The sequence below is a fragment of the Halopseudomonas sp. SMJS2 genome (assembly GCF_029866945.1).
Taxonomy (GTDB): Bacteria; Pseudomonadota; Gammaproteobacteria; order Pseudomonadales; family Pseudomonadaceae; genus Halopseudomonas; species Halopseudomonas bauzanensis.
The window spans coordinates 1,018,823-1,039,706 of the sequence record NZ_CP123445.1 but is presented as its reverse complement, the minus strand read 5'-3'; the positions used below and the strand labels follow the sequence as shown (position 1 = coordinate 1,039,706).

Below are 20,884 nucleotides of genomic sequence, written 5' to 3'. Positions count from 1 at the left end.
CACTTCCCCTCTCTTGCTTGCCCGTGCCACCTTCCCAAGCGGTCATGGGCGGCGAAATATTATCCGGTCAGGCGCGAGCCAGGGGAAAGGCGATCACCTCGTCGATCCGGGTCGCCCCCAGTGCCAGCATCACCAGCCGGTCCACTCCCAGCGCTACGCCCGCACATTCCGGGAGCCCCTGCTGCAACCCGCTCAACAGCAGCTCGTCCACCGGCAATACCGGCCGACCCAACGCCTGGCGCTGCTGTTGGTCAGCAGCGAAACGGCGGGCCTGCTCATCGGCATCGGTCAACTCGAAGTAGCCATTGGCCAACTCCATTCCGCGGATGAACAGCTCGAAACGCGCCGCGCTGGGTACGCAGTCATCTCCCTCCACCACACGAGCCAGCGCCGCCTGGGATGCCGGAAAGGCATACACCATGGTCGGCTGCTGCAATTGCGGCTCGATACAGTGGGAGAACAGCAGATTCAACCAGCCATCCCGATCCAGTTGACCCTGGAAGTCACAATGCTCACGCCCCAGCCGCGCCAGCTCGGCGTCGCCACAGGTGTGGATATCGACAGCAAGGAAATCCGCGAACAATGCCGCATAGGTCACCCGCCGCGCGCGTTCGCTGCCCAGCAATGACATCACCAGATCATCGACCTCATCCATCAGTTGGTGATGATCAAAACCGATGCGGTACCACTCCAGCATGCTGAATTCGGGATTGTGCCGGCTACCGGTTTCGCCGTTGCGATAGACGCGGCATAGCTGCCAGATACAACCACTGCCAGCAGCCAGCAGGCGCTTCATCGGGTATTCCGGCGAGGTGTGCAGGTACAAGATCTGCGAGACCCCACCGCCCTCGGGCACATAATCGGTGACAAAGGGGAACAGGTGTGGATCGCTGACCGCTGCGGCAGAGAGACTGGGCGTGTCTACCTCCAGCACATCACGCGCGGCGAAGAACCGGCGGATACCATTGATAATCTCCGCTCGCCGGCGCAGGTTGCCCAGGGGCGCAGCCGGTTGCCAATCGTTCATATGTTCTCCAGGGAAGTAGCGCCATTCAGCGATTGCTGCTGCGGTCCTTGGCGCGCTCGAGAGCATCTCCCAGCGGGCCGACCTTGGGCCTTACACCAGCCATGTGGCCGGCACGCGATATTATATGAGCCGCCATCGGTGCGCTAACCAGAAGTACGGCAACGGCCAGGAAAACGTTAAACCAGGCATGTCCACCCGTGGCAAACAGGGCCCCCAGCAATATCAGGATGGCACCCAGTGCGCCGGCCTTGCTCGCTGAATGCATGCGGCTGTAGGCGTCAGGCAACCGACACACGCCAAGCGCGCCCAGCAAACTGAATAGTGCGCCGAGCAGTATCAATATGGAACCGGCAAATGCCATGGCATCTTTCATCTGTCGTCCTCATGAAGCTGGGGTCCCGGCTGCTCGTCGCTGCTGTGAGCACCCCGGAACAGCAATGCAAAAGCCGCACTTCCCAGGAAGCTGACAATGGCCAGGATGATAGCTACGTCCAGCAGCACTTGCTGCCCGGTTATCAGCGCCAGAACAGTGACTCCCGCCACGCCTATCATGGTCAACGCATCCATGGCGACGGCCCGATCCGGCCGGCTCGGGCCAACCAGCAGGCGCCACATCAGCAGCACCATGCTGACCACCAGGATCCCCCCGGCCAGGTGCAATACCCAATACTGTCCAGCCAGTAGCACATTCATCGGCCGCCTCCCAATGGTTGGATCCAGCGCATGAGACGCCTCTCGATTTCTGCAATGGAGCCAGTGGCCGACTCGATCGAGCGGGTATCCAGAATGTGCACGAACATCTCGCCGGTGCGCGACCAGTAGTCCAATGCCAGCGTGCCCGGCGTCAGCGTGAGCAAGCAGCCAATCAACGTCACCAAACGCTTATCCCGTGTTTGCAAAGGTACGCGGACTACAGCGGACTCGGGTTGCCGATGTGGGCTCAAGACCATCTTCGCCACATTCATCGATGCGCTGAAGACCTGATAGGTAAACCAGCAGATGAATGTGGTACCTGCCTCGATACGCATTGCATACAACCGGCAGGCACCATTGACCAGGCCGCCCAGCCGAAACAGCGGATACAACGCGGCAAACGCCAGCATCCAGTAGAGCGGGCTCGCCTGGGCCAGCAGCATGGCCAGCGCCGTCGCGAGCAGCAGATGCAGATACACCATTATTCGCCTCCTCTGTTCAGCAACTGCAGATAGGCGGGCGCCTCGATCAGCTGGTTTGAAGCGGCGATGGCGTAATCCATTACCGGGCCGGCGCCCAGGCCGATCATCACTGTGATCGCTGCCAGCGCGGCGACCGTGAACCAGGCGGACCGCGGCCCACTGCCCGTCGCGCCAATCCGTTCTGGGTCGGGGTGCGCCTTGAGAAAAGTCTCGTTCCAGATCTTGCTCATCGATAACAGGGTAAATATCCCGGTAAACAAGGCGAAAAAGGCCGCTACCCAGATTCCAGCGTCCAGGCTGGCCTTGACCAGGACGAATTTGGCCCAGAAACCGGACAGTGGCGGTATGCCCGCGAGCGACAACGCCGGGATGGCAAAAAGGATGGCCAGCAACGGCGTCCGGGCATACAGCCCGCCCATCGCCGCCAGACGCTCAGACCCGCTCAACCTGGCCGCGATGCCGCCGACGAAGAACAGGTTGGCCTTAACAACGATATGATGAATCAGATAGAAGACCGCCCCGGCCAGTGCCAAGGGTGTGGCCAGGGCCAGCCCGAGCACCATATAGCCCACCTGGCTGACAATATGAAATGACAATATTCGCCGCACCTCGGTCTGCGCGGCCGCCCCGAGCACGCCAATGATCATGGTGGCACAGGCGACCCATAGCAGCACCGAGTGCACTACGCCGGGCTCTGGCCAGAGCAACGTCACCAGGCGAATCAGTGCGTACACCCCTACCTTGGTAAGTAGCCCGGCAAACAAGGCGGAGACCGGCGTCCAGGCCACGTGATAGCTGGCCGGGAGCCAGCCGAACAACGGGAAAAGCGCAGCCTTGATAGAAAAGGAAACCAGCATCAAGATGACGCCCAACCATGCTCCGGCACTGGCTTCATCGGCGCGGAACAACAAGGCCAGCTCGCCCATGTTCAGCGTGCCGGTTGCCCCGTACACCAGACCCGCCGCGAGCAGGAACAGCAGCGTCGCCAACATGTTCAGCACCAGGTAGGTCATCGCCCCCGACAGGCGTCGCTCCCCGCCGCCCAGGGCAATCAGCGCGAAAGAACCGATCAGCAGAACTTCGAACCAGACGTAGAGGTTGAAGATGTCAGCGGTGACGAAGGCGCCGCAGATGCCTACCAGCAAGCCCTGAATGAACAGGTGGGTATCGCGCAGAAAGTCCGCCGGCATCGGCTGCCGGAAGCAATAGACCAGGGTCGCGAAGCCGATTACCCCACTGATGGCAACCATGACCGCCGACAACCGATCTATGACCAGGCTGATACCGTAGGGCGCAGCCCAGCCCCCCATCTGGGCGCTAAGTACCGTGCCCTCGGCGGCCAGAGCAACCAGATAGATACCGGCGAGCAACAATATTGCCGAGCCTGTCATGCTGATGACGGTCACCCAGGCGTGGTGGCGTCTGACCAGCAACGCGAGCAATAGCGTCGTCAATGGAATGAGGATCGGCAGAATAACCAACACGTTCATGGCTTGCGATCCTCTGCCGGCGGATACGGCTCTTCTTCATCCTGATCCGGAGCGGGCCGCTCGGTCACCTGGCTGACTCGATCAGTGTCCTTGTCGCCATGCAATTCATGGGTCCGCTTGAGCACCGACAAGGCGAAAACGAAAAGCGCAAAACCGATCACGATGGCGGTAAGCACCAACGCCTGAGGGAGCGGGTTGGCGGAATCCAGCACCTGCTGGCCAGCGAAGGTGAAGGCGGCCTCGCTACCGGCGAAGCGTCCAGCCGTCAGCACCCCCAGGTTGATGGCATTACCCAGAACCGCAATGCCCAATACCACGCGCATCAAATGCCGGTCCAGCATCATCCATACGCCCAGCGCCGCCATGATGCCTGCGGTGATGGCACCGATCCATTCCATCAGACAGCCCTCCCGATCAGATTGCGCAACATATGCATGACCGAACCGAATACCGTCAGAAAAACCCCCAGATCGAATAACAAGGGCGTTCCCAGTTTCACACCGAAAGGTGCAACCCAGAGCCCAGTCATGAAAGAAAGCTCGGCAGCCAGACCAAATAGCCCTGCACCGACGGCGCAAGCCAACCCCAGACCAATAATGGTCGGCGGTGCAATGCGCGCCAGTCCGCGTTGAATGCCTCGCCCGAACGTTACTATCAGCAGCGTAAAGCCGGTCGCAGCGACCAGCCCGCCGATAAACCCGCCCCCCGGCAGGTTATGTCCTCGCCAGAGAATGGCCAGCGACACCAGAAACAGAATGGCTGCCAGCGGGCGCATACCCTGGCGCAACATGAGGGAGCTGAATTCGGGCAAGCCACGGGGCTTGGCTGTGGGTGGTTGTCCGACACCAAGCAGCGTCGATGCCGCCAGCGCAGCGATGGCTACCACCAGGATCTCGCCGAGCGTATCGACAGCCCGGAAATCCACAAGAATGACATTCACCACATTACTGCCGTACCCACTCGGCAGGCTGTTGACCAGGAACCAGTCGGCCAGATCACCCGGCAATGGCTGACTGACTGCGGTCATGATCAGCAAGGTCACTGCCAGTCCGAAAACCACCGCCACGGCGGCATGCCAGATATTCGCACCGGCGCCACTCCCACCACTGGCCGGCACTACCGGCATACGCCGCAGCACCATGGCGAGAAAGACCACGGTCAGGGTCTCGACCATCAGTTGCGTCAGTGCCACATCCGGCGCGTTGATCGAAACGAAGAACAACGCCAGGCCCAGGCCACTTGCCCCAAGCGATGCCACCAACGCCAGGCGCCCAGCCATGAAAGCCGCCCCCGCGGCGCCTCCCAGCGCCAGCAAACAGCCAATCACGCCCGGCAGGCTGACCTCCGATAATGCGTGGCCATCGAAGGGTGTCGTTTTCATCATGAGCATGCCGAACAACACGCAGATACTCACCACCAATGTCATCAGCGCCATATGCAAACGCAACGACCCGTGCTGGAACAAAGCGGCCACGGCACCGGCAAAGCGGAACAGTCGCTTGAGCAGTTTGTCCCAGAGCAGGTCCCCGCTGAATGTCCATATGCTTCCCAGCCGGTTTGCCAGGGCGCGAACGGCATCGGCCTTGAAGTAGAACACCGTACCCAGACCCAGCGTCAGGGCGCTGGCGATGACCGCAGGGGTAATCCCACCCCATAGGTACAACCCCACATCCACTTCTTCGCTGGCGATGGCCTGCACCGCGGTGTTGACCAGCCAGATTTCCGGCCATTGATTGCCGGCACCCAGGCCGAAGCCGCCCACGGCCAGCAGCAGCGGGCCAATCCACATCAGCGGGCTGACCTCATGTGGGCTGTGGCTCAGCTTGCCGGGCGAGCCCAGAAAGGTCTTCAGGAAAATCAGGCCCGCAGCAGCCACCAGCAGCGCATTGGTGAGGATCATCACCACGGTAACCGTCCAGCCAATCGAACCCATTTCGATCAGGCCGGCGTACTTGAACTCCTTGGCGATGAAGCCGAAGAAAGGTGGCAGGCCGGCGTTGGAAAAGGCCGCCAGCCCGACAGCGATGCCGGTGAGCGGCATCAGCGTGAACAGGCCGCTCAGACGCCGGATATCCCGCGTACCGGTGGCATGATCGATGGCCCCCACCGCCATGAACAAAGCGCCCTTGTAGAAGGAGTGCGCTACCAGATAGAGCACGAACGCCTGCAGGCCATAACTGGTATTGGTGCCGATAAGCATGGTCAACTGGCCAAGTACGGTCACCGTGGTATAAGCCAGCATACGCTTGAGATCATATTGGCGAATCGCCAGAACGGCGCCCAGCAATGCCGTTAACGCCCCGAGGGTAATCAGTACCGTGCTCCACCCCGTGCCTCCACCCAATGTGGGATTGAGCCGGGCGAGCAGATAGATACCCGCTTTGACCATGGTGGCGGAATGCAGATACGCAGAAACTGGCGTGGGCGCGTTCATGGCATTGGGCAGCCAGAGATGAAAGGGGAATTGCGCCGACTTGGTAAAACAACCGATCAACACCAGCACCATGATCGCCGGGAACAGCGCATGTCCCTGCACCATCTCGGATTGCAGCTGGGAAAATTGCCAGGTATCCGTTGCAATCCCCAACAGCACCAGGCCCGCCAGCAGTGCCAGGCCACCGCCGCCGGTAATCAGCAGAGCCTGTAGCGCAGCGCGGCGCGATTCGGCCTTTTCATGGTTGAAACTGATCAGCAGATAGCTGGCAATGCTGGTCGCCTCCCAGAACACGAACATGGCTATAAGGTCGTCAGCCAGCACCAGCCCGAGCATCGCCGTCATGAATATCAACAAGTAAGCGTAGAAACGGCCCAGTTGCCGATGGTCACGCAGATAGGCGCCGGAATACATCACTATCAGCGTGCCAATGCCGGTAATCAGCAAAGCGAACAGCAACGCCAGACCGTCCAGTCGCAAACCCAGAGTGATATTCAGCGCCGGGACCCAGGCCAGGCTTTCGAATAGCGCCCCACCCCCTGAAATCTCCGGAACCTGCAGAGCGAACCAGATGAAGCTGGCCGCCGGAACCACCGCCAACAACAGCCCCGCATGACGATGCGCAAAGCGCCATACAAAAGGCGCACAGAGTCCATTGATGAGGATACCGAGCAAGCTGATCAGCATGGTCAGTCAGGTCCCGATTGAATGAGGAAAGACATGGAAGTCACAGGGCTCCGTCAAGTTGTGATATTCACAATTTACACGCTTGAGCCGTGTAGGAATATGTTGACAAGCCAAGCGGTTCCGCTACTCACGAACGAACGCGCAAAGACTATAAATAAGCAGGAAGAAAAGCGTCCCTGTAGTAATTTGAATCAATTACCAGTGAAACCAGAGGTCCTGAAACGCAGCGGCCCGCCTCGAATTCTATCCGAGGCGGGCCGCTCAAGGTCTGTTGCTGTGCGCCTATATCAGGCGCGACCTACGTAGTCCGCAGTACGGGTATCAACCTTGAGCACGTCGCCCACGTTGATGAACAGCGGTACCTTGACCACCGCGCCCGTGACCAGCTTAGCCGGCTTGGTGCCGCCGCCGGAGGTATCACCACGCACACCCGGATCGGTCTCGACCACTTCCAGCTCGACGAAGTTCGGCGGAGTCACTGCGATCGGCGCCCCGTTGAACAGGGTGACAGTGTAGATGACCTGCTCTTTCAGCCAGTTGGAGGTATCACCCACGGCCTTCTCGTCGGCACCAAACTGTTCGAAGGAACCGTCAGTGGCCATGAAATGCCAGAATTCCCCGTCGGTGTACAGGTATTCCATATCGCGGTCCATCACGTCGGCGCCTTCCAGGGAATCTCCTGACTTGAAGGTCCGCTCGTTGACCCGGCCGGTTTTCAGGTTGCGCACCTTGACCCGGTTGAAGGCCTGTCCCTTGCCGGGTTTGACGTACTCGTTCTCGAGGATCGCACAAGGATCGCCGTCGAGCATGACTTTAAGACCCGGCTTGAATTCGTTGGTAGAATAGTTGGCCATAGATTTCCCACTTACAGTTTGAACGGATACATCCGAAATCGCGCCGACCGATGGTTGCTGCCTGACGTTGCTCGCAACGTCCGACGGATGCCCTGTCACCCATGCGCGGAAAAACGCCAATGATACATGGATCTTTAGCGCCTGTTGAGTCTGTCAACTGGCAAAGTCTGCTGGCCGGCAGCATTACCGACCCACGGATACTGCTGAGCCGCCTCGACCTGGACCCAGCCCTACTCGGGCCCGCTCGCGCCGCCAGTGCCGACTTTTCCCTGCGCGTACCCGAGCCTTATTTAAGCCGTATGCAGCGCGGCAACCCCACCGACCCCCTGCTCCGTCAGGTATTGCCGGTCGGAGAGGAATTGCTGGAGCATCCGGATTTCGTACTCGACCCGCTTGGGGAGCAACAGACCAACGCCCGCCCGGGCATTATCCACAAATACCACGGACGGCTGTTGCTGGTGGTCAGCGGTGGCTGTGCGGTCAACTGCCGCTACTGTTTCCGGCGGCACTTTCCCTATGAAGACAATAACCTGAGCACCGACGAGTGGCGTGAGGCGCTGGACTATATCCGCCAGGATGACAGCATCGCCGAGGTCATCTACAGCGGCGGCGATCCCCTCGCGGCAAGTGACCGGCGCCTGGCCTGGCTGACGCGGGAAATCGCCGACATCGCCCATGTGCGTCGGCTGCGAGTACATACTCGGCTGCCGGTGGTCATTCCCCAACGGGTCACCAGCGAGCTGATCGACGCGCTGTGCGGCACCCGGCTACCGGTCAGCATGGTGCTGCATTGCAATCATGCCAATGAGCTGGACAGCCAGTTGGGCAGCGCCATCCAGACCTTGCGCCAGGCGGGAGTCATGCTGCTCAACCAGGCCGTGTTGCTGCGCGGCGTCAATGACAATATCGAGGCGCAGGTCGCTCTCAGCGAAGCGCTAGGCGATAATGGCGTTTTGCCTTACTATCTTCATGTGTTGGATCATGTGAAGGGAGCGCAGCATTTTCATGTGGACGATGATACCGCCAGACGATTGTCCGGGGAGCTGTTGGCAAGGTTGCCGGGCTTCCTGGTACCCCGCCTGGTAAGAGAGGTCGCAGGGGCAACCAGCAAGACGCCATTGCCGCCCACATTGATCAGTCAGTAGCAGACCGCTTTACCCGTACCCCTTCGCTTGGGTTGGGTTGGGTTGGGGCCAGCTGCTACATTGTGATCAAAACATCATCAAGGTGTGACGCATGTATGGGACTCCAGATTGATTCGTTCTCGATTTAGCCTGAAAGGGCTGCAACGGAAGAAAAATGTTATGGATAACACGGCGCACACCCTGAATCTGCGGGTGCCACAGCAGACTCTCACGTCCCTGTCTTTTGCCGATGGCAGCGAAAAAGGCATTATCGACTGGCTTGCCAATCTGCCCAAGGCCAACATCGGCGAGACCGCACGCCAGCTCTACCAGGGGCTGATCGAACTCAACCAGTTGCAAGTCGCCCCCGACAAGCGCCTGGCCATGCTGGAGCAGATCCGCCCCAGCGTGCATTACGTCTGCTCCGCCCTGGCACGCTATTATCTGGGCCAGTCGATCGTTCTCGAAGACCGCCCGCGCAAGGTGGCCAACCTCTCCCAGTCGCTGCAGAATCACCTGGCCAACGGCTACAAGATTGTGGTGGGCCAGGAGGCCGGCATGAAGAACCGCGATCGCGAAGAGCTCATGTCACTGGCCATCCAGCGCGCCATTCGCTCCTTGAGCGGCCCATTGCTGCGCGCCTATCAACTGTATTGCCCGGTGGCCGATGGTATCTGGCTGGAAATTCACCAACTGTACCTGCTCGCCCGCAAACGCGATCTGCATCAGGCACCGGTCAGCGATCCGGAAAGTCTCGATGGCAAGCACCTCAGTATCGAGCGAACCTATCTGACAGTACTGCTCATGGGCTCCGCCCGGCCCAATCAAATCCGCCAGAGCGCCATGGCCAAACTGTTTGCCCAGCTGGAAGACTGGAGCAGCCTGGTCAGATTGACCGAAGCAGAGTCCACCGATGCACTGTTCATCATCAATCCGGACATGGACTGCCCGCCCCGCTACCGCTCGCTGGTGCTGGACGAGGATCTCACCGGCAGCCTGGGCCTTGATACCCGACAGCTGGTCGGCACCATCAAGCAATATCTGCTCGACAACGAACCGGCCCGCAACCGCTTGCGGGTACCCGAAGGCCTGGGCGTGGAGCTATTGCAGCACATCAGCCAGTCCTGGGGCGATCTCGCCGAACGGACCTTCAACCGCATGCCGGGCCGCGGTGAGCTGCGCGTTACCATCGGCATGAGCGCCACCCATTTCCAGATCGCCGGCAAGAACTTCTCGCAGTTCATGAATGCCGAGGACAGCAACCCCTTCTCCGACAGCAGCCGCCGTGCCGCCCAGGAAGGCTGGAGTAACGCCTTCGATGGCGACAAGGACATCGAGTGGGCGCCGGATGTGGAAAAGATCAACTACCACAGTCCGAACGAACCCAGCGAGGAAGAGAACGCTGAACATTACCCGGTCCACAACCTGCGTATCGTCAACCACAGCCCCGGCGGCTTCTGCCTGACCTGGCCACGTGAGGTGCCCAAACAGTTGCAGGCCGGCGAATTGCTGGGTGTACAGGAGCAGAGCGACCAGAGCTGGAGCCTGGCGGTGGTCCGCTGGATTCGCCAGGTGCGCGGCGGCGGTACACAGATGGGCATCGAGCTTATCGCTCCGCATTGCACACCCTGCGCTGTCAAACTGCTGCGCAAGACCGAGCAGCCGAGCCGCTACCTGCGCGCTCTGCTGCTGCCGGAAGTCACTGCTATCGCTCGTCCGCCAACGCTGCTCACCCCACGCCTGCCCTTTCAGATCAACCACAAGGTGATGCTGTGCCTAGGCGGCCAGGAGTTGCGCGCGCAATTGGCCGACCGGGTGACGGCCACCGGCAGCTTCAGCCAATTCGAGCATCATATATTGGGCCAGGCAGAGAAAACCGCCGGCAAAAGCGAGACCGATAGCACAAGTTTCAGCATCGCCACCGAGGATGACTTTGACTCCCTGTGGAAGTCTCTGTAAATTCAGCCACTTGGATCTCAGGGACGCGGCCACTTGGACGTAATGGACTAGCATGGGCATCGACGCACAAGCCATAAGAGTATTGATTCTGGACGACTCGCAAAACCATGCGGAACGTCTGGTAAGCCTTCTGCGCAACGCGGGGCATGCTACCCGTGCCCATCGGGTCACCTCTCGCGAAGATCTGCAGGAATCCCTGCAGCAGACCTGGGATCTGTGCCTGGCCTGCCCCGAAACCAGTTACATGACGGCGCAGGAAGCCTGCCAGATCATCAGCCAGTCCCACGATGTGCCTTTCATCCTGCTGACCGACCAGATTGATGTCGATACCCGTACCGAGGCCATGCGCTGCGGCATGCAGGATACCGTACTGGTCAGCGCCGACAGCCTGATTGTCCTCGTCGTCAAACGCGAGCTGACCAACCTCACGGCCCGACGCCAGCGGCGCATTGCCGAACAATCCCTGCGCGAAACGGAGAAGCGCTGTCAGCTGCTGCTGGACAGCTCGGTGGATGCTATCGCCTATGTGCTGGATGGCATGCACATTTACGCCAACCGCTCCTATAGCCGGCTGTTTGGCTACGATGATGCGGACGATCTGGCCGCCGAACCCATGGTCGGTCTGATCGCCGCCAAGGACCAGCACACCTTCAAGGATTTTCTCCGCCATTACGCCACCCGCGGCGACCAGAGCGAACTGCGCTGCACCGCGCGGGACAGCGAGGGGAAGGAGTTCCCGATCATGCTCAGCTTTTCGCCGGCGAACTACGACGGCGAGCCCTGCACCCAAGTGGTCATTCGGGCCGAAACAGCCAGCGCCGAGTTCGAAGAAAAGCTCAAGGCCATGGCCAGCCATGATCTGGTGACCGGACTGTTCAACCGGTCCTGGTTTCAGGAACAGCTGGACCACATCAGCGAGCTGGCCGTCCATAACAGCCAGCCCAGCACCCTGGCATACCTGAGCATCGACAACTTCAACGTGCTGCAGAGCGACATCGGGATCGGCGGCTCGGATCTGATCCTGGCTGACCTGGCGCAGATCCTGCGGCGATTCTTCCCCGAAAACACCCTGCTGGCCCGCTTCAGTGACGACGCCTGCAGCGTACTGATCGAGGGCAAGGAACCGGAGGCGGTAACCGCTCAGCTCGGAGAATTGCTGAAGCAGGTCGAAGGCAACCTGTTCGAGGCCAATGGCCGCACCATCCAGATCACCGTCAGCATCGGCGTCTCCTGCATCAGCGAGACTCACCCGGAGCCGACGCTGGCCATCGAGCGCGCCCATCGCCTGGCCGAGCAGATCAGCCAGGCCGGTGGCAATACCATCAAGGTATTCAACCCGCTCGAAGAGCTGGCGCAGCAGGCCAACCGGGGCAATATCATCGCCCTGATCCGCCACACTTTGGAAACCGATGGGTTCAGCCTGCAGTTCCAGCCAGTGATCAGCCTGCGCGGGGACAGCGCCGAGCATTACGAAACCATTCTCCGGCTGTTCAACAGCCAGGGCGAGGAAATCCCCAGCGCGGAGTTCTACACTGCGGCTCTGGAGTCAGGCCTGGCCATGGACATTGATCGCTGGCTGATCGCCAGGGCCGTCAAGCTGCTCGCCCAGCACCGCAGCAAAGGCGCGGATACCCGGCTGGTGCTGAGCCTGAGCAATGCCAGCCTACAGGATCCGGAAATTGTGCAGTGGATCTCCACGCTGCTGAAGGAAAGCCGGTTGTCAGCCGAAGCACTGGTATTCCAGTTCAACGATGCCGAAGCCAACCATTACCTGAAGCACGCCAAGGTACTGGCCGAAGCGCTGCGCTCCATCCACGCGCGGATCGCGCTCAGCCATTTCGGCGGCGCGCTCAACCCCTACGCGATACTCAAACACCTGCCGGTCGATTACGTGAAGATCGACGACGCCTTCAGCCGGGACCTGTCCACACCCGCAGCGGTGGAGCAACTCAAGGAAATGGTCACGACATTGCATGGCCAAGGCAAACTGACCATCGTCTCCAACGTCAGCAGCGCCACCATGATGCCAACGCTATGGCAGGCTGGGGTCAATTACATCCAGGGCGATTATCTGCAACCACCCGCTGACAGCATGAACTTCAATTTCTCGGGGGAGTGAGCTGCCCGGCTCCCTGAACTGCCCTCAAGAAGCAGTCTGGAAGACTGGCCAGGCCGTGGAATCTTCCACAGAAAGCCAGTCTTCCAAATATCCCGCGGGCCTCTTGCAGCGTCAGAACCCTTCCCGATCGCGGAAGCCCAGCAGATAGAGAATGCCATCCAGGCCCAGAGTGGAGATCGCCTGTTTAGCCGACTGCTTGACCAGCGGCTTGGCGCGGAAGGCCACACCGAGGCCGGCGATGGACAGCATTGGCAGATCGTTAGCGCCGTCGCCAACAGCAATGGTCTGCTCCAGGCTGATGCCCTCGCGCTGGGCCAATTCCCGCAGCAGATCGGCCTTGCGCTGGCCGTCGACGATGGGTTCCAGCACCTCACCCGTCACCAGTCCATCTTCGGTCGGCAAGGCGTTGGCATAGACATAGTCGATGCCCAGACGCTGCTGCAGCCCTTCGGCGAAATAACTGAAGCCGCCGGACAGGATAGCGGTCTTGTAACCCAGCCGGCGTAGCTGGGCGATGAGCGTTTCCGCGCCTTCGGTCAGCCGCAGCGACTGGCCGATTTCCTCCAGCACACTGACCGGCAGCCCCTTGAGCAATGCCATGCGCTCGCGGAAGCTGGCCTTGAAATCCAGCTCGCCACGCATCGCCCGTTCGGTGATCTCGGCAACCTGATCACCAACCCCGGCCGCCTTGGCCAGCTCATCGATCACTTCGGCGTCGATCAGGGTGGAGTCCATATCAAAGACCACCAGCCGGCGATTGCGGCGGAACACGCTGTCCTGCTGGAAGGCGATATCGACATTCAGCTCCTGGGAAATGGCCAGGAACTCGGTGCGCAGCGCCGCAGGATCGGCCGGCTCTCCGCGCACCGAGAACTCGATGCAGCCCTTGCCCTGATCACTCGGCATGCCCTCGGGAATACGCTCGGAAAGACGATCGATATGGTCTATGTTCAGACCGTAACGGGCCGTAATCTCACTGACCCGAGCAATATGCTCGGCGGTAACCCGACGTGCCAGCAGCGTGACGATATGCCGTGGCTTGCCCTGCCCAGTAACCCAGCGGCTATACTCCTCAGCGCTCACTGGCGTGAAGCGCACCTGCTGATCCAGCTCGTAGCCGCGGAACAAAACGTCTTTCAACACGTCAGAAAGACCGTCCTCACCCGCCATTTCCACCAGGATGCCGAACGACAGAGTGTCATGGATAACAGCCTGCCCGATATCAAGAATCTTGACATTTGCCCGCGCCAGAATGCCGGTGATAGCTGCCGTCAGGCCAGGGCGATCGGGACCGGTGATGTTGATCAGGACAATTTCCTTCAAGGGACCGCTCCAGTCAGAAAACAAAGTTCGCTATTCTACCCGCAAATGCCCGACTCATCCCAGCGCCCGCCTTCTTCCACCTGCGGCGACTGGCTATACTGTCACCTGTTCGTGTCCCTGCCGCCAATCTACCGATCGAGACCATTTTGAATCACACACCGAGTTCATCCGACAATCTGTTTCTGCGTGGCCACGCTTCCCTGCGTAACAAGCGACTCAAGTTGCCAGGCACGCTGATACTGCTGACTCTTGTCCCATTGCTGCTGATACTCGTACTGGTGCTCTGGTTCGGTCAGGTTCAGCTGCAGCGCGACATCGCCACCCAGGCAGACCGAACCGGCAGCGAGCTGGCCCGACAGATTGCTACCCTGATAGCCGATCCGCTGGCGGCCAATGACACCTTGAGCCTGAACATCACCCTGGCCCAATGGACACAAAGCCCATTGATTGCGCATACCAGCCTGACCGCGGCAGGCAGCAACCGCATCGTCGCCCAGGCCGGGCAAAAGCCGCCCGCCGATAATCTGGCCCCCGGTCAGGGCGAATTCATCGCCGCCGTGCATTTTCAGGATGAACTCATTGGCCGGCTGCATCTGAGCCTGGCGAAAACACCCTTCACCGCACCTTCGGCCAACCTGCTGCAACGTCTGATCTGGGCCCTGGTACTGCTGATCATCATCGCCGGCCTGATTGCCTGGCGCCTGGGCGCGGGCATGCGCCGCGTGCTGGCCGGGCTGGGCAACTGGTATGGCGACTCCGGTATAGCGCCCCCGGGCATGACCCGCTCCGACGAACTGGGCGACCTGGCCAGACGCCTTGCCGAGCGCCGCATTATCGATCTGCCGCCGCTGCCGGAACCCGAGCCCGAGCCCGAACCGGAGCCCGAGGAGGAAGTATTCGATGAAACGCTGCTGGAAGACCCGGCTGAGGAACCAGATAGCATCACGGCTGACACTGCCGAATCCACGCCTGAAGACCAGCCTGAGCGTGAGGTTGATGAAGCTGATATCGACGCGTTAACGAGCGATGAGCTGGCAACTGCAGCCGATGCGCCTCCCGCCGCACCAATCGATACCGAGGACACCGAAGCCGCTGCCATGCTCAGCGAGCAACTCGACGAACTGCCGGAAGCAGCTGCCGTGCCGGCGCCTGCCAGCACGGTGCTGGCCATCCGTCTGGGCAATCATCATACCCTGCACCGTCTGCCCGCCCGCGTCTGCTCGGGCTGCTGGAGCGCTACCGCGAGCAACTGGAGCAGGCCAGCCGCGCCTGCGGCGGCCAGTTGCATACCCTGCAGGACGGCACCAGCCTGGTGTTCTTTCATCCATCGGACACCGATCAGCTCGGCGACGCCCTGTGCTGTGGCGAGTTGATGCGCGTGCTGGGTCATGAGTTGCAGGTCCAGATTGCCGACACCGGAGTCGCCCTGCATCTGCAGATCGCCCTGTGTCATGCACCCTGTGCAGATATTGCGCCTGATGATCTGACGGAGCAGGTACCGGATTGTGCGCAGATGCTTGAACGCATGCAGTACAGCCGCAACCTGCTGTTGCTGGATGCCGAACTCGCCAACGACGCGCTGATCAGAGACCGGGCCGTGCTACGCAGGCTGGCCACCCCGCCAGGCATTTATTGTGTAGAGCGCTTGCGAGAGCCCTACCAGAGACAGCTGGAACAGCAATTGGAAGTACTGGGCAAGCAGCAAGACTGAGCGCGAGAAACGCCGCTGGCCGGGATGGAAGCCGGCCGAGCGGCGACCGGCATGCCAAACCACGGGAGATTCGAGCACCCGCTCCTACCAGGGTTAGCCTGCGTTACCGCGGTGCCGGCCCACACCACTCGTCGAGCTGATGCTCGACGACCCAGGCAGGATACCGCCTTACACGCCATCCTCTATCTGCAGCGCATCCACTTTCTGGAAGCCGCGGGGTAGCTTGTTACCGCGGCGGCCGCGTTCGCCGCGATAGTGCTCCAGATCGGCCGGCTTCAGTGTCAGGGTCCGTTTGCCGGCGGTCAGCACCGCGCTCGCCCCTTCGGGCAGCAATGCCAGTGCGAGCAGGAACTCCTCACGGCTCTTCACCCGTGCCGACGGAATCGACAGAATCTTGTTGCCCTTGCCCTTGGACAGTTGCGGCAAGTCCTTGAGCGGGAATACCAGCAATCGACCCTCGTTGGAGATGGCGATCACCTGATCACTGTCGCGCTGTTTGACCGGCACCGGTGCGATGACCTTGCCACCTTCGGGCAGGCTCAACAGCGCCTTGCCGTTCTTGTTCTTGGCTTGCAGATCTACGCCCTGCACCACAAAACCGTAACCGGCATCAGACGCCAGCAGATACAGCTGCTGATCTTCCGGCACCAGTACGCCAACGAACTCGGCACCCGGCGGTGGGCTCAGACGACCGGTCAGCGGCTCGCCCTGCCCCCGGGCCGACGGCAGGCTGTGCGCCATCAGCGAATAGCTGCGGCCAGTGGAATCGAGGAACACCGCCTGCTGGTTGGAACGCCCGCTGGCCTGGGCGCGGAAACTGTCGCCAGCCTTGTAGGACAGCCCCGCGCCATCAACCTCATGCCCCTTGGCACATCGCACCCAGCCCTTCTCCGATAACACCACGGTCACCGCCTCGGCCGGTACCAGATCGGTTTCCGACAGGGCGCGGGCTTCCTGGCGTTCAACCAGCGGAGAGCGGCGGTCGTCGCCGTAGGTTTCGGCGTCAGCCAGCAATTCGCCGCGCACCGTCTTGCGCAACAGCTTTTCGCTGCCCAGCACCTTCTGCAATTGGTCACGCTCCTTGGCCAGCGCATCCTGCTCACCACGGATCTTCATTTCCTCCAGCCGCGCCAACTGCCGCAGGCGGGTATCGAGGATGTAGTCGGCCTGCAGCTCGCTCAAATCGAAGCGAGCCATGAGTTCCGCCTTCGGATGCTCCTCGCTGCGGATGATCTCGATTACCTCATCCAGGTTGAGGAAGGCCACCAGCAAGCCGTCCAACAGGTGCAGGCGGGCCAGCACCTTGTCCAGGCGAAACTGCAGACGCCGCCGCACCGTGGTGATCCGGAAGCCCAGCCATTCACTGATCAGACCACGCAAATCCTTGACCGCCGGGCGGCCATCAGTGCCGATCACGTTCATGTTGACACGGTAGCTGTGCTCCAGATCGGTCGTGGCGAACAGATGCTGCATCAGCTCCTCGGCATCCACCCGATTGGAGCGCGGCACGATAACCATGCGCGTGGGGTTTTCATGATCCGACTCGTCTCGCAGGTCGGCAACCAGCGGCAACTTCTTGGCTTGCATCTGCGCAGCGATCTGCTCGATGACCCGCGCCCCGGAGACCTGATGCGGCAAGGCGGTAATCACGATATCGCCATCCTCACGGGTCCATATCGCACGGCAACGCACCGAGCCGCGACCGGTGGCGTACAGGTTCAACAGTTCGCGGCGCGGAGTGATGATCTCGGCTTCGGTCGGGAAATCCGGCCCCTGGATATGCTCCATCAACTCATCCAGCCCGGCACCCGGCTCATCCAGCAGTCGCACACAGGCGGCGGCTACCTCACGCAGGTTGTGCGGCGGAATGTCAGTGGCCATACCGACGGCAATACCGGTGGTGCCGTTAAGCAGCAGGTTGGGCAACCGCGCCGGCAACACCATGGGTTCTTCCATGGTGCCGTCGAAGTTTGGCTGCCAATCCACCGTGCCCTGTCCCAACTCGGTCAGCAGCACTTCGCTGTAACGGGCCAGACGCGCCTCGGTGTAACGCATGGCGGCGAAGGACTTGGGATCATCCGGGGCGCCCCAGTTGCCCTGCCCGTCCACCAGCGGATAGCGGTAGGAGAACGGCTGCGCCATCAGCACCATGGCTTCGTAGCAGGCCGAGTCGCCATGGGGGTGATACTTACCCAGCACGTCGCCCACGGTACGCGCCGACTTCTTGTGCTTGGACAGGGCCGACAGGCCCAGTTCGCTCATGGCGTAAACGATTCGTCGCTGCACCGGCTTGAGCCCGTCACCGATATGCGGCAGCGCGCGGTCCATGATCACGTACATGGAGTAGTTCAGATAGGCTTCTTCGGTAAACGACGACAGCGAGCGGCGCTCAACGCCTTCCAGGCTCAGATCCAGACTGTCACTCATACTTACTCTCTATAAATTGAGGGAGATACTGAATAATGCTGGCGAGGCAGCTGATCATTCAGTGCCTCCCGTAGTGTTGACGCAAAATCAGTTCGCCGCCCTGTTGGCTGAAATCCAGCTGCTTCAGGGCACTCATACCCAGCAGTACATCCTCGCCGAGGATCCCCGGCACGATGCCGGCGCTGACATCGTGCAGACGTATATCGCCCAACTGCAGCGTATCGATGCGGGTGCTCCAGCTTTCGGTCATGCCGTTGGCGGTATTGACCATGATCGGATTGCCCCGCGACAACCCGAGGCGCTCGGCAAGGCTCGCCGGCACCGCGACGAAGGTAGCCCCGGTATCCAACAGGAAGGTCACCGGCTGGCCATTGATCTGACCCGCGGCAAGATAATGACCGTGGCGGTTACGCTCCAGGCGCACTTCCACCGTCTCGTCGACCTGCAACGACACCGGCGCCTGGTTGGGGTTGCGACGGCGTTCTTCCAGACCGGAAAACCACTGTGCTGCGAGCGCCAGCCCGGCAATCCAGGCCAGCACCAACATGATGGTACCCAGTCGGCGGTCCGGCGGCGGATTCATGCCGAGCGGTCCGGCATCAGATCAGCACCTCGGCCAGATTACCCTTGCTTTCCAGCCATTGCTTGCGATCCGAGGCGCGCTTCTTCGCCAGCAGCATGTCCATCAGCGCTTCAGTACCCTGAAAGTCATCGATGGTGAGCTGCACCAGCCGACGGGTATCCGGCGCCATGGTGGTTTCGCGCAACTGCAGCGGATTCATTTCCCCCAACCCCTTGAAACGGGTGACCTGAACCTTCCCGCGCTTGCCCTCGGCTTCGATGCGGTCGATGATGCCGCTCTTCTCGGCATCATCCAACGCGTAGAAAACCTCCTTGCCGATATCCACGCGATACAGCGGCGGCATGGCGACGAACACATGACCGGCCTCCACCAGCGGGCGGAAATGCCGGACGAACAGCGCGCACAGCAGCGTGGCAATGTGCAAGCCGTCGGAGTCGGCATCGGCGAGAATACAGATCTTGCCGTAGCGCAACTGCGTCAGGTCCGGCGAGCCCGGATCAACGCCGATGGCGATGGCAATGTTGTGCACTTCCTGGGAGGCCAGCACCTGGCCGGAATCGACTTCCCAGGTATTGAGGATCTTGCCGCGCAGCGGCATGATCGCCTGGAACTCCTTGTCCCGCGCCTGCTTGGCACTGCCGCCGGCCGAGTCACCCTCCACCAGGAACAGCTCCGAGCGACGGCTATCCTGCCCGGCGCAGTCAGCCAGCTTGCCCGGCAGCGCCGGCCCCTGGGTGATGCGTTTGCGCTCGATCTTCTTGCTGGCCTTGAGCCGCCGGCTGGCATGGTCGATGGCCATTTCGGCGATCTGCTGACCGATATCGGCGTGCTGGTTCAGCCACAGACTGAAGGCGTCCTTGATCACTCCGGACACGAAGGAGGCGGATTCGCGGGACGACAGACGCTCCTTGGTCTGCCCGGAAAACTGCGGCTCGGCCATCTTCACCGAGAGCACATAGCTGACCCGCTCCCAGATATCCTCCGGCGCCAGCTTGACGCCACGGGGCAGCAGGCTGCGAAACTCGCAGAACTCGCGGATCGCCTCCAGCAAGCCGGAGCGCAAACCGTTGACATGGGTTCCGCCCTGGGCGGTGGGAATCAGGTTGACGTAGCTTTCCTGCACCAGCTCGCCGCCTTCGGGCAGCCAGAACAGCGCCCAATCCACCGCTTCCTTGCTGGAAGCCAATGCACCGGTGAAAGGAGCCTCCGGCAGGCTCGGCCATTGGGCGCAGGCATCCACCAGATAATCCCGCAGGCCATCTTCGTAAAACCAGGTGGTTTTCTCACCGGACTGGCGGTCATCAAATTCGACGCGCAGGCCGGGGCACAGCACTGCCTTGGCCTTGAGCAGATGTAGCAGGCGGTTGATGTTGAACTTGGAAGTATCGAAATACTTGCCGTCGGGCCAGAATTTGACCGTGGTGCCGGTATTGCGCTTGCCCACGGTGCCGACGACTTCCAGTTCGCTGACCTTGTCGCCATGCTCGAAGGCGATAGCGTATTCCTGGCCATCGCGGCGCACCCGCACTTCCAGGCGCAGCGACAGGGCATTGACCACGGAGATGCCCACCCCGTGCAGGCCGCCTGAGAACTGGTAATTCTTGCCGGAGAACTTACCGCCAGCGTGTAGTCGCGTGAGAATCAGCTCGACCCCGGACACACCTTCCTCGGGATGGATATCCACCGGCATGCCCCGGCCATCGTCGATCACCTCCAGCGCGTTGTCCTGATGCAGGATGACCGTGACCGTCCGGGCGTGCCCGGCCAGCGCCTCATCGACACTGTTGTCGATGACTTCCTGGGCCAGGTGGTTGGGGCGGGTGGTGTCGGTATACATGCCCGGGCGACGACGCACCGGGTCCAGACCGCTGAGAACTTCAATATCATCGGCGTTATAGGACGATTGGGACATAGAGTGTCTGGGTTTCCTTGGTCATTCTGGCGGGTACAGCCTCCCGCCGGGGCAAATCA

At 61.0% G+C, this 20,884-nt stretch carries 17 protein-coding genes; 5 read left to right on the top strand and 12 right to left on the bottom strand.

Features of this window, described 5'->3' with window-relative positions; genetic code table 11:
* Window positions 1-67: 67 nt before the first annotated feature.
* From epmA to efp, 8 genes are all read right to left on the bottom strand, one after another.
* Window positions 68-1,027, bottom strand: coding sequence for an EF-P lysine aminoacylase EpmA (epmA, locus tag QAO71_RS04925; protein WP_280165412.1), 960 nt, complete (start codon window positions 1,025-1,027; stop codon window positions 68-70).
* A 25-nt stretch (window positions 1,028-1,052) separates the two neighbouring features.
* The gene (gene mnhG, locus QAO71_RS04920; protein ID WP_136869269.1) at window positions 1,053-1,400 is read right to left on the bottom strand and encodes a monovalent cation/H(+) antiporter subunit G; all 348 of its coding nucleotides are present in this window, start codon (window positions 1,398-1,400) and stop codon (window positions 1,053-1,055) included.
* Window positions 1,397-1,720: a monovalent cation/H+ antiporter complex subunit F gene (locus tag QAO71_RS04915; RefSeq protein ID WP_136869268.1), complete on the bottom strand. Its 324-nt coding sequence runs from the start codon at window positions 1,718-1,720 to the stop codon at window positions 1,397-1,399. Before QAO71_RS04915 ends, mnhG begins: the two co-directional genes overlap by 4 nt.
* On the bottom strand, window positions 1,717-2,202 hold the full coding sequence (locus tag QAO71_RS04910; RefSeq protein ID WP_074780203.1) for a Na+/H+ antiporter subunit E: 486 nt from the start codon (window positions 2,200-2,202) through the stop codon (window positions 1,717-1,719). The genes QAO71_RS04915 and QAO71_RS04910 overlap by 4 nt, the downstream gene beginning before the upstream one ends.
* A complete protein-coding gene (locus tag QAO71_RS04905; RefSeq protein WP_136869267.1) occupies window positions 2,202-3,692 on the bottom strand; it encodes a proton-conducting transporter membrane subunit in 1,491 nt (496 codons plus the stop codon). Before QAO71_RS04905 ends, QAO71_RS04910 begins: the two co-directional genes overlap by 1 nt.
* Complete coding sequence (locus tag QAO71_RS04900) at window positions 3,689-4,090, bottom strand: NADH-quinone oxidoreductase subunit K (RefSeq protein ID WP_074780199.1); 402 nt, start codon at window positions 4,088-4,090, stop codon at window positions 3,689-3,691. The genes QAO71_RS04905 and QAO71_RS04900 overlap by 4 nt, the downstream gene beginning before the upstream one ends.
* Entirely contained in the window at window positions 4,090-6,813 is a 2,724-nt protein-coding gene (gene mbhE / locus QAO71_RS04895; protein WP_280165411.1) for a hydrogen gas-evolving membrane-bound hydrogenase subunit E, read from the bottom strand. Before mbhE ends, QAO71_RS04900 begins: the two co-directional genes overlap by 1 nt.
* 287 nt (window positions 6,814-7,100) lie before the next feature.
* The gene (efp, locus tag QAO71_RS04890; protein WP_036990657.1) at window positions 7,101-7,667 is read right to left on the bottom strand and encodes an elongation factor P; all 567 of its coding nucleotides are present in this window, start codon (window positions 7,665-7,667) and stop codon (window positions 7,101-7,103) included.
* A 119-nt stretch (window positions 7,668-7,786) separates the two neighbouring features.
* Here efp and epmB point away from each other — a divergent pair, with 119 nt between their 5' ends.
* The 3 genes from epmB to QAO71_RS04875 all read left to right on the top strand — a co-directional run bounded on the left by epmB (window position 7,787) and on the right by QAO71_RS04875 (window position 12,869).
* The gene (epmB, locus tag QAO71_RS04885) at window positions 7,787-8,812 is read left to right on the top strand and encodes an EF-P beta-lysylation protein EpmB (protein ID WP_074780193.1); all 1,026 of its coding nucleotides are present in this window, start codon (window positions 7,787-7,789) and stop codon (window positions 8,810-8,812) included.
* A gap of 159 nt (window positions 8,813-8,971) precedes the next feature.
* Window positions 8,972-10,750: a molecular chaperone gene (locus QAO71_RS04880; RefSeq protein ID WP_280165410.1), complete on the top strand. Its 1,779-nt coding sequence runs from the start codon at window positions 8,972-8,974 to the stop codon at window positions 10,748-10,750.
* Window positions 10,751-10,802: 52 nt separating this feature from the next.
* Window positions 10,803-12,869, top strand: a complete 2,067-nt coding sequence (locus QAO71_RS04875) for an EAL domain-containing protein (RefSeq protein WP_036990661.1) — start codon at window positions 10,803-10,805, stop codon at window positions 12,867-12,869.
* Window positions 12,870-12,980: 111 nt separating this feature from the next.
* On the opposite strand, the gene serB is transcribed toward QAO71_RS04875, so the two are convergent.
* Window positions 12,981-14,192 (bottom strand): phosphoserine phosphatase SerB, encoded by a 1,212-nt coding sequence (gene serB, locus QAO71_RS04870; RefSeq protein ID WP_036990662.1) that lies wholly within the window; start codon window positions 14,190-14,192, stop codon window positions 12,981-12,983.
* 146 nt (window positions 14,193-14,338) lie between these two features.
* Between serB and QAO71_RS04865 the strand changes: the two genes are divergently transcribed.
* On the top strand, window positions 14,339-15,565 hold the full coding sequence (locus QAO71_RS04865) for a hypothetical protein (protein ID WP_280165409.1): 1,227 nt from the start codon (window positions 14,339-14,341) through the stop codon (window positions 15,563-15,565).
* Window positions 15,505-15,903, top strand: coding sequence for a hypothetical protein (locus QAO71_RS04860; protein WP_280165408.1), 399 nt, complete (start codon window positions 15,505-15,507; stop codon window positions 15,901-15,903). The genes QAO71_RS04865 and QAO71_RS04860 overlap by 61 nt, the downstream gene beginning before the upstream one ends.
* Window positions 15,904-16,071: 168 nt before the next feature.
* On the opposite strand, the gene parC is transcribed toward QAO71_RS04860, so the two are convergent.
* Genes parC through parE form a run of 3 tightly spaced genes read right to left on the bottom strand, consistent with a single transcriptional unit; the run spans window position 16,072 to window position 20,825 of the window.
* Complete coding sequence (gene parC / locus QAO71_RS04855; protein ID WP_280165407.1) at window positions 16,072-18,330, bottom strand: DNA topoisomerase IV subunit A; 2,259 nt, start codon at window positions 18,328-18,330, stop codon at window positions 16,072-16,074.
* A 58-nt stretch (window positions 18,331-18,388) separates the two neighbouring features.
* Complete coding sequence (locus QAO71_RS04850) at window positions 18,389-18,913, bottom strand: TIGR02281 family clan AA aspartic protease (protein ID WP_074780183.1); 525 nt, start codon at window positions 18,911-18,913, stop codon at window positions 18,389-18,391.
* 16 nt (window positions 18,914-18,929) lie between these two features.
* The gene (parE, locus tag QAO71_RS04845) at window positions 18,930-20,825 is read right to left on the bottom strand and encodes a DNA topoisomerase IV subunit B (protein ID WP_036990671.1); all 1,896 of its coding nucleotides are present in this window, start codon (window positions 20,823-20,825) and stop codon (window positions 18,930-18,932) included.
* Between the last annotated feature and the right edge of the window lie 59 nt (window positions 20,826-20,884).

Coding starts and splice junctions, on each gene's coding strand:
- mnhG (WP_136869269.1), bottom strand. CDS start 1,400: ATGAAAGATGCCATGGCATTTGCCGGTTCCATATTGATACTGCTCGGC.
- QAO71_RS04850 (WP_074780183.1), bottom strand. CDS start 18,913: ATGAATCCGCCGCCGGACCGCCGACTGGGTACCATCATGTTGGTGCTG.
- parE (WP_036990671.1), bottom strand. CDS start 20,825: ATGTCCCAATCGTCCTATAACGCCGATGATATTGAAGTTCTCAGCGGT.
- QAO71_RS04900 (WP_074780199.1), bottom strand. CDS start 4,090: ATGGAATGGATCGGTGCCATCACCGCAGGCATCATGGCGGCGCTGGGC.
- efp (WP_036990657.1), bottom strand. CDS start 7,667: ATGGCCAACTATTCTACCAACGAATTCAAGCCGGGTCTTAAAGTCATG.
- epmA (WP_280165412.1), bottom strand. CDS start 1,027: ATGAACGATTGGCAACCGGCTGCGCCCCTGGGCAACCTGCGCCGGCGA.
- QAO71_RS04915 (WP_136869268.1), bottom strand. CDS start 1,720: ATGAATGTGCTACTGGCTGGACAGTATTGGGTATTGCACCTGGCCGGG.
- QAO71_RS04910 (WP_074780203.1), bottom strand. CDS start 2,202: ATGGTGTATCTGCATCTGCTGCTCGCGACGGCGCTGGCCATGCTGCTG.
- QAO71_RS04880 (WP_280165410.1), top strand. CDS start 8,972: ATGGATAACACGGCGCACACCCTGAATCTGCGGGTGCCACAGCAGACT.
- parC (WP_280165407.1), bottom strand. CDS start 18,330: ATGAGTGACAGTCTGGATCTGAGCCTGGAAGGCGTTGAGCGCCGCTCG.
- mbhE (WP_280165411.1), bottom strand. CDS start 6,813: ATGCTGATCAGCTTGCTCGGTATCCTCATCAATGGACTCTGTGCGCCT.
- epmB (WP_074780193.1), top strand. CDS start 7,787: ATGATACATGGATCTTTAGCGCCTGTTGAGTCTGTCAACTGGCAAAGT.
- QAO71_RS04875 (WP_036990661.1), top strand. CDS start 10,803: ATGGGCATCGACGCACAAGCCATAAGAGTATTGATTCTGGACGACTCG.
- QAO71_RS04905 (WP_136869267.1), bottom strand. CDS start 3,692: ATGAACGTGTTGGTTATTCTGCCGATCCTCATTCCATTGACGACGCTA.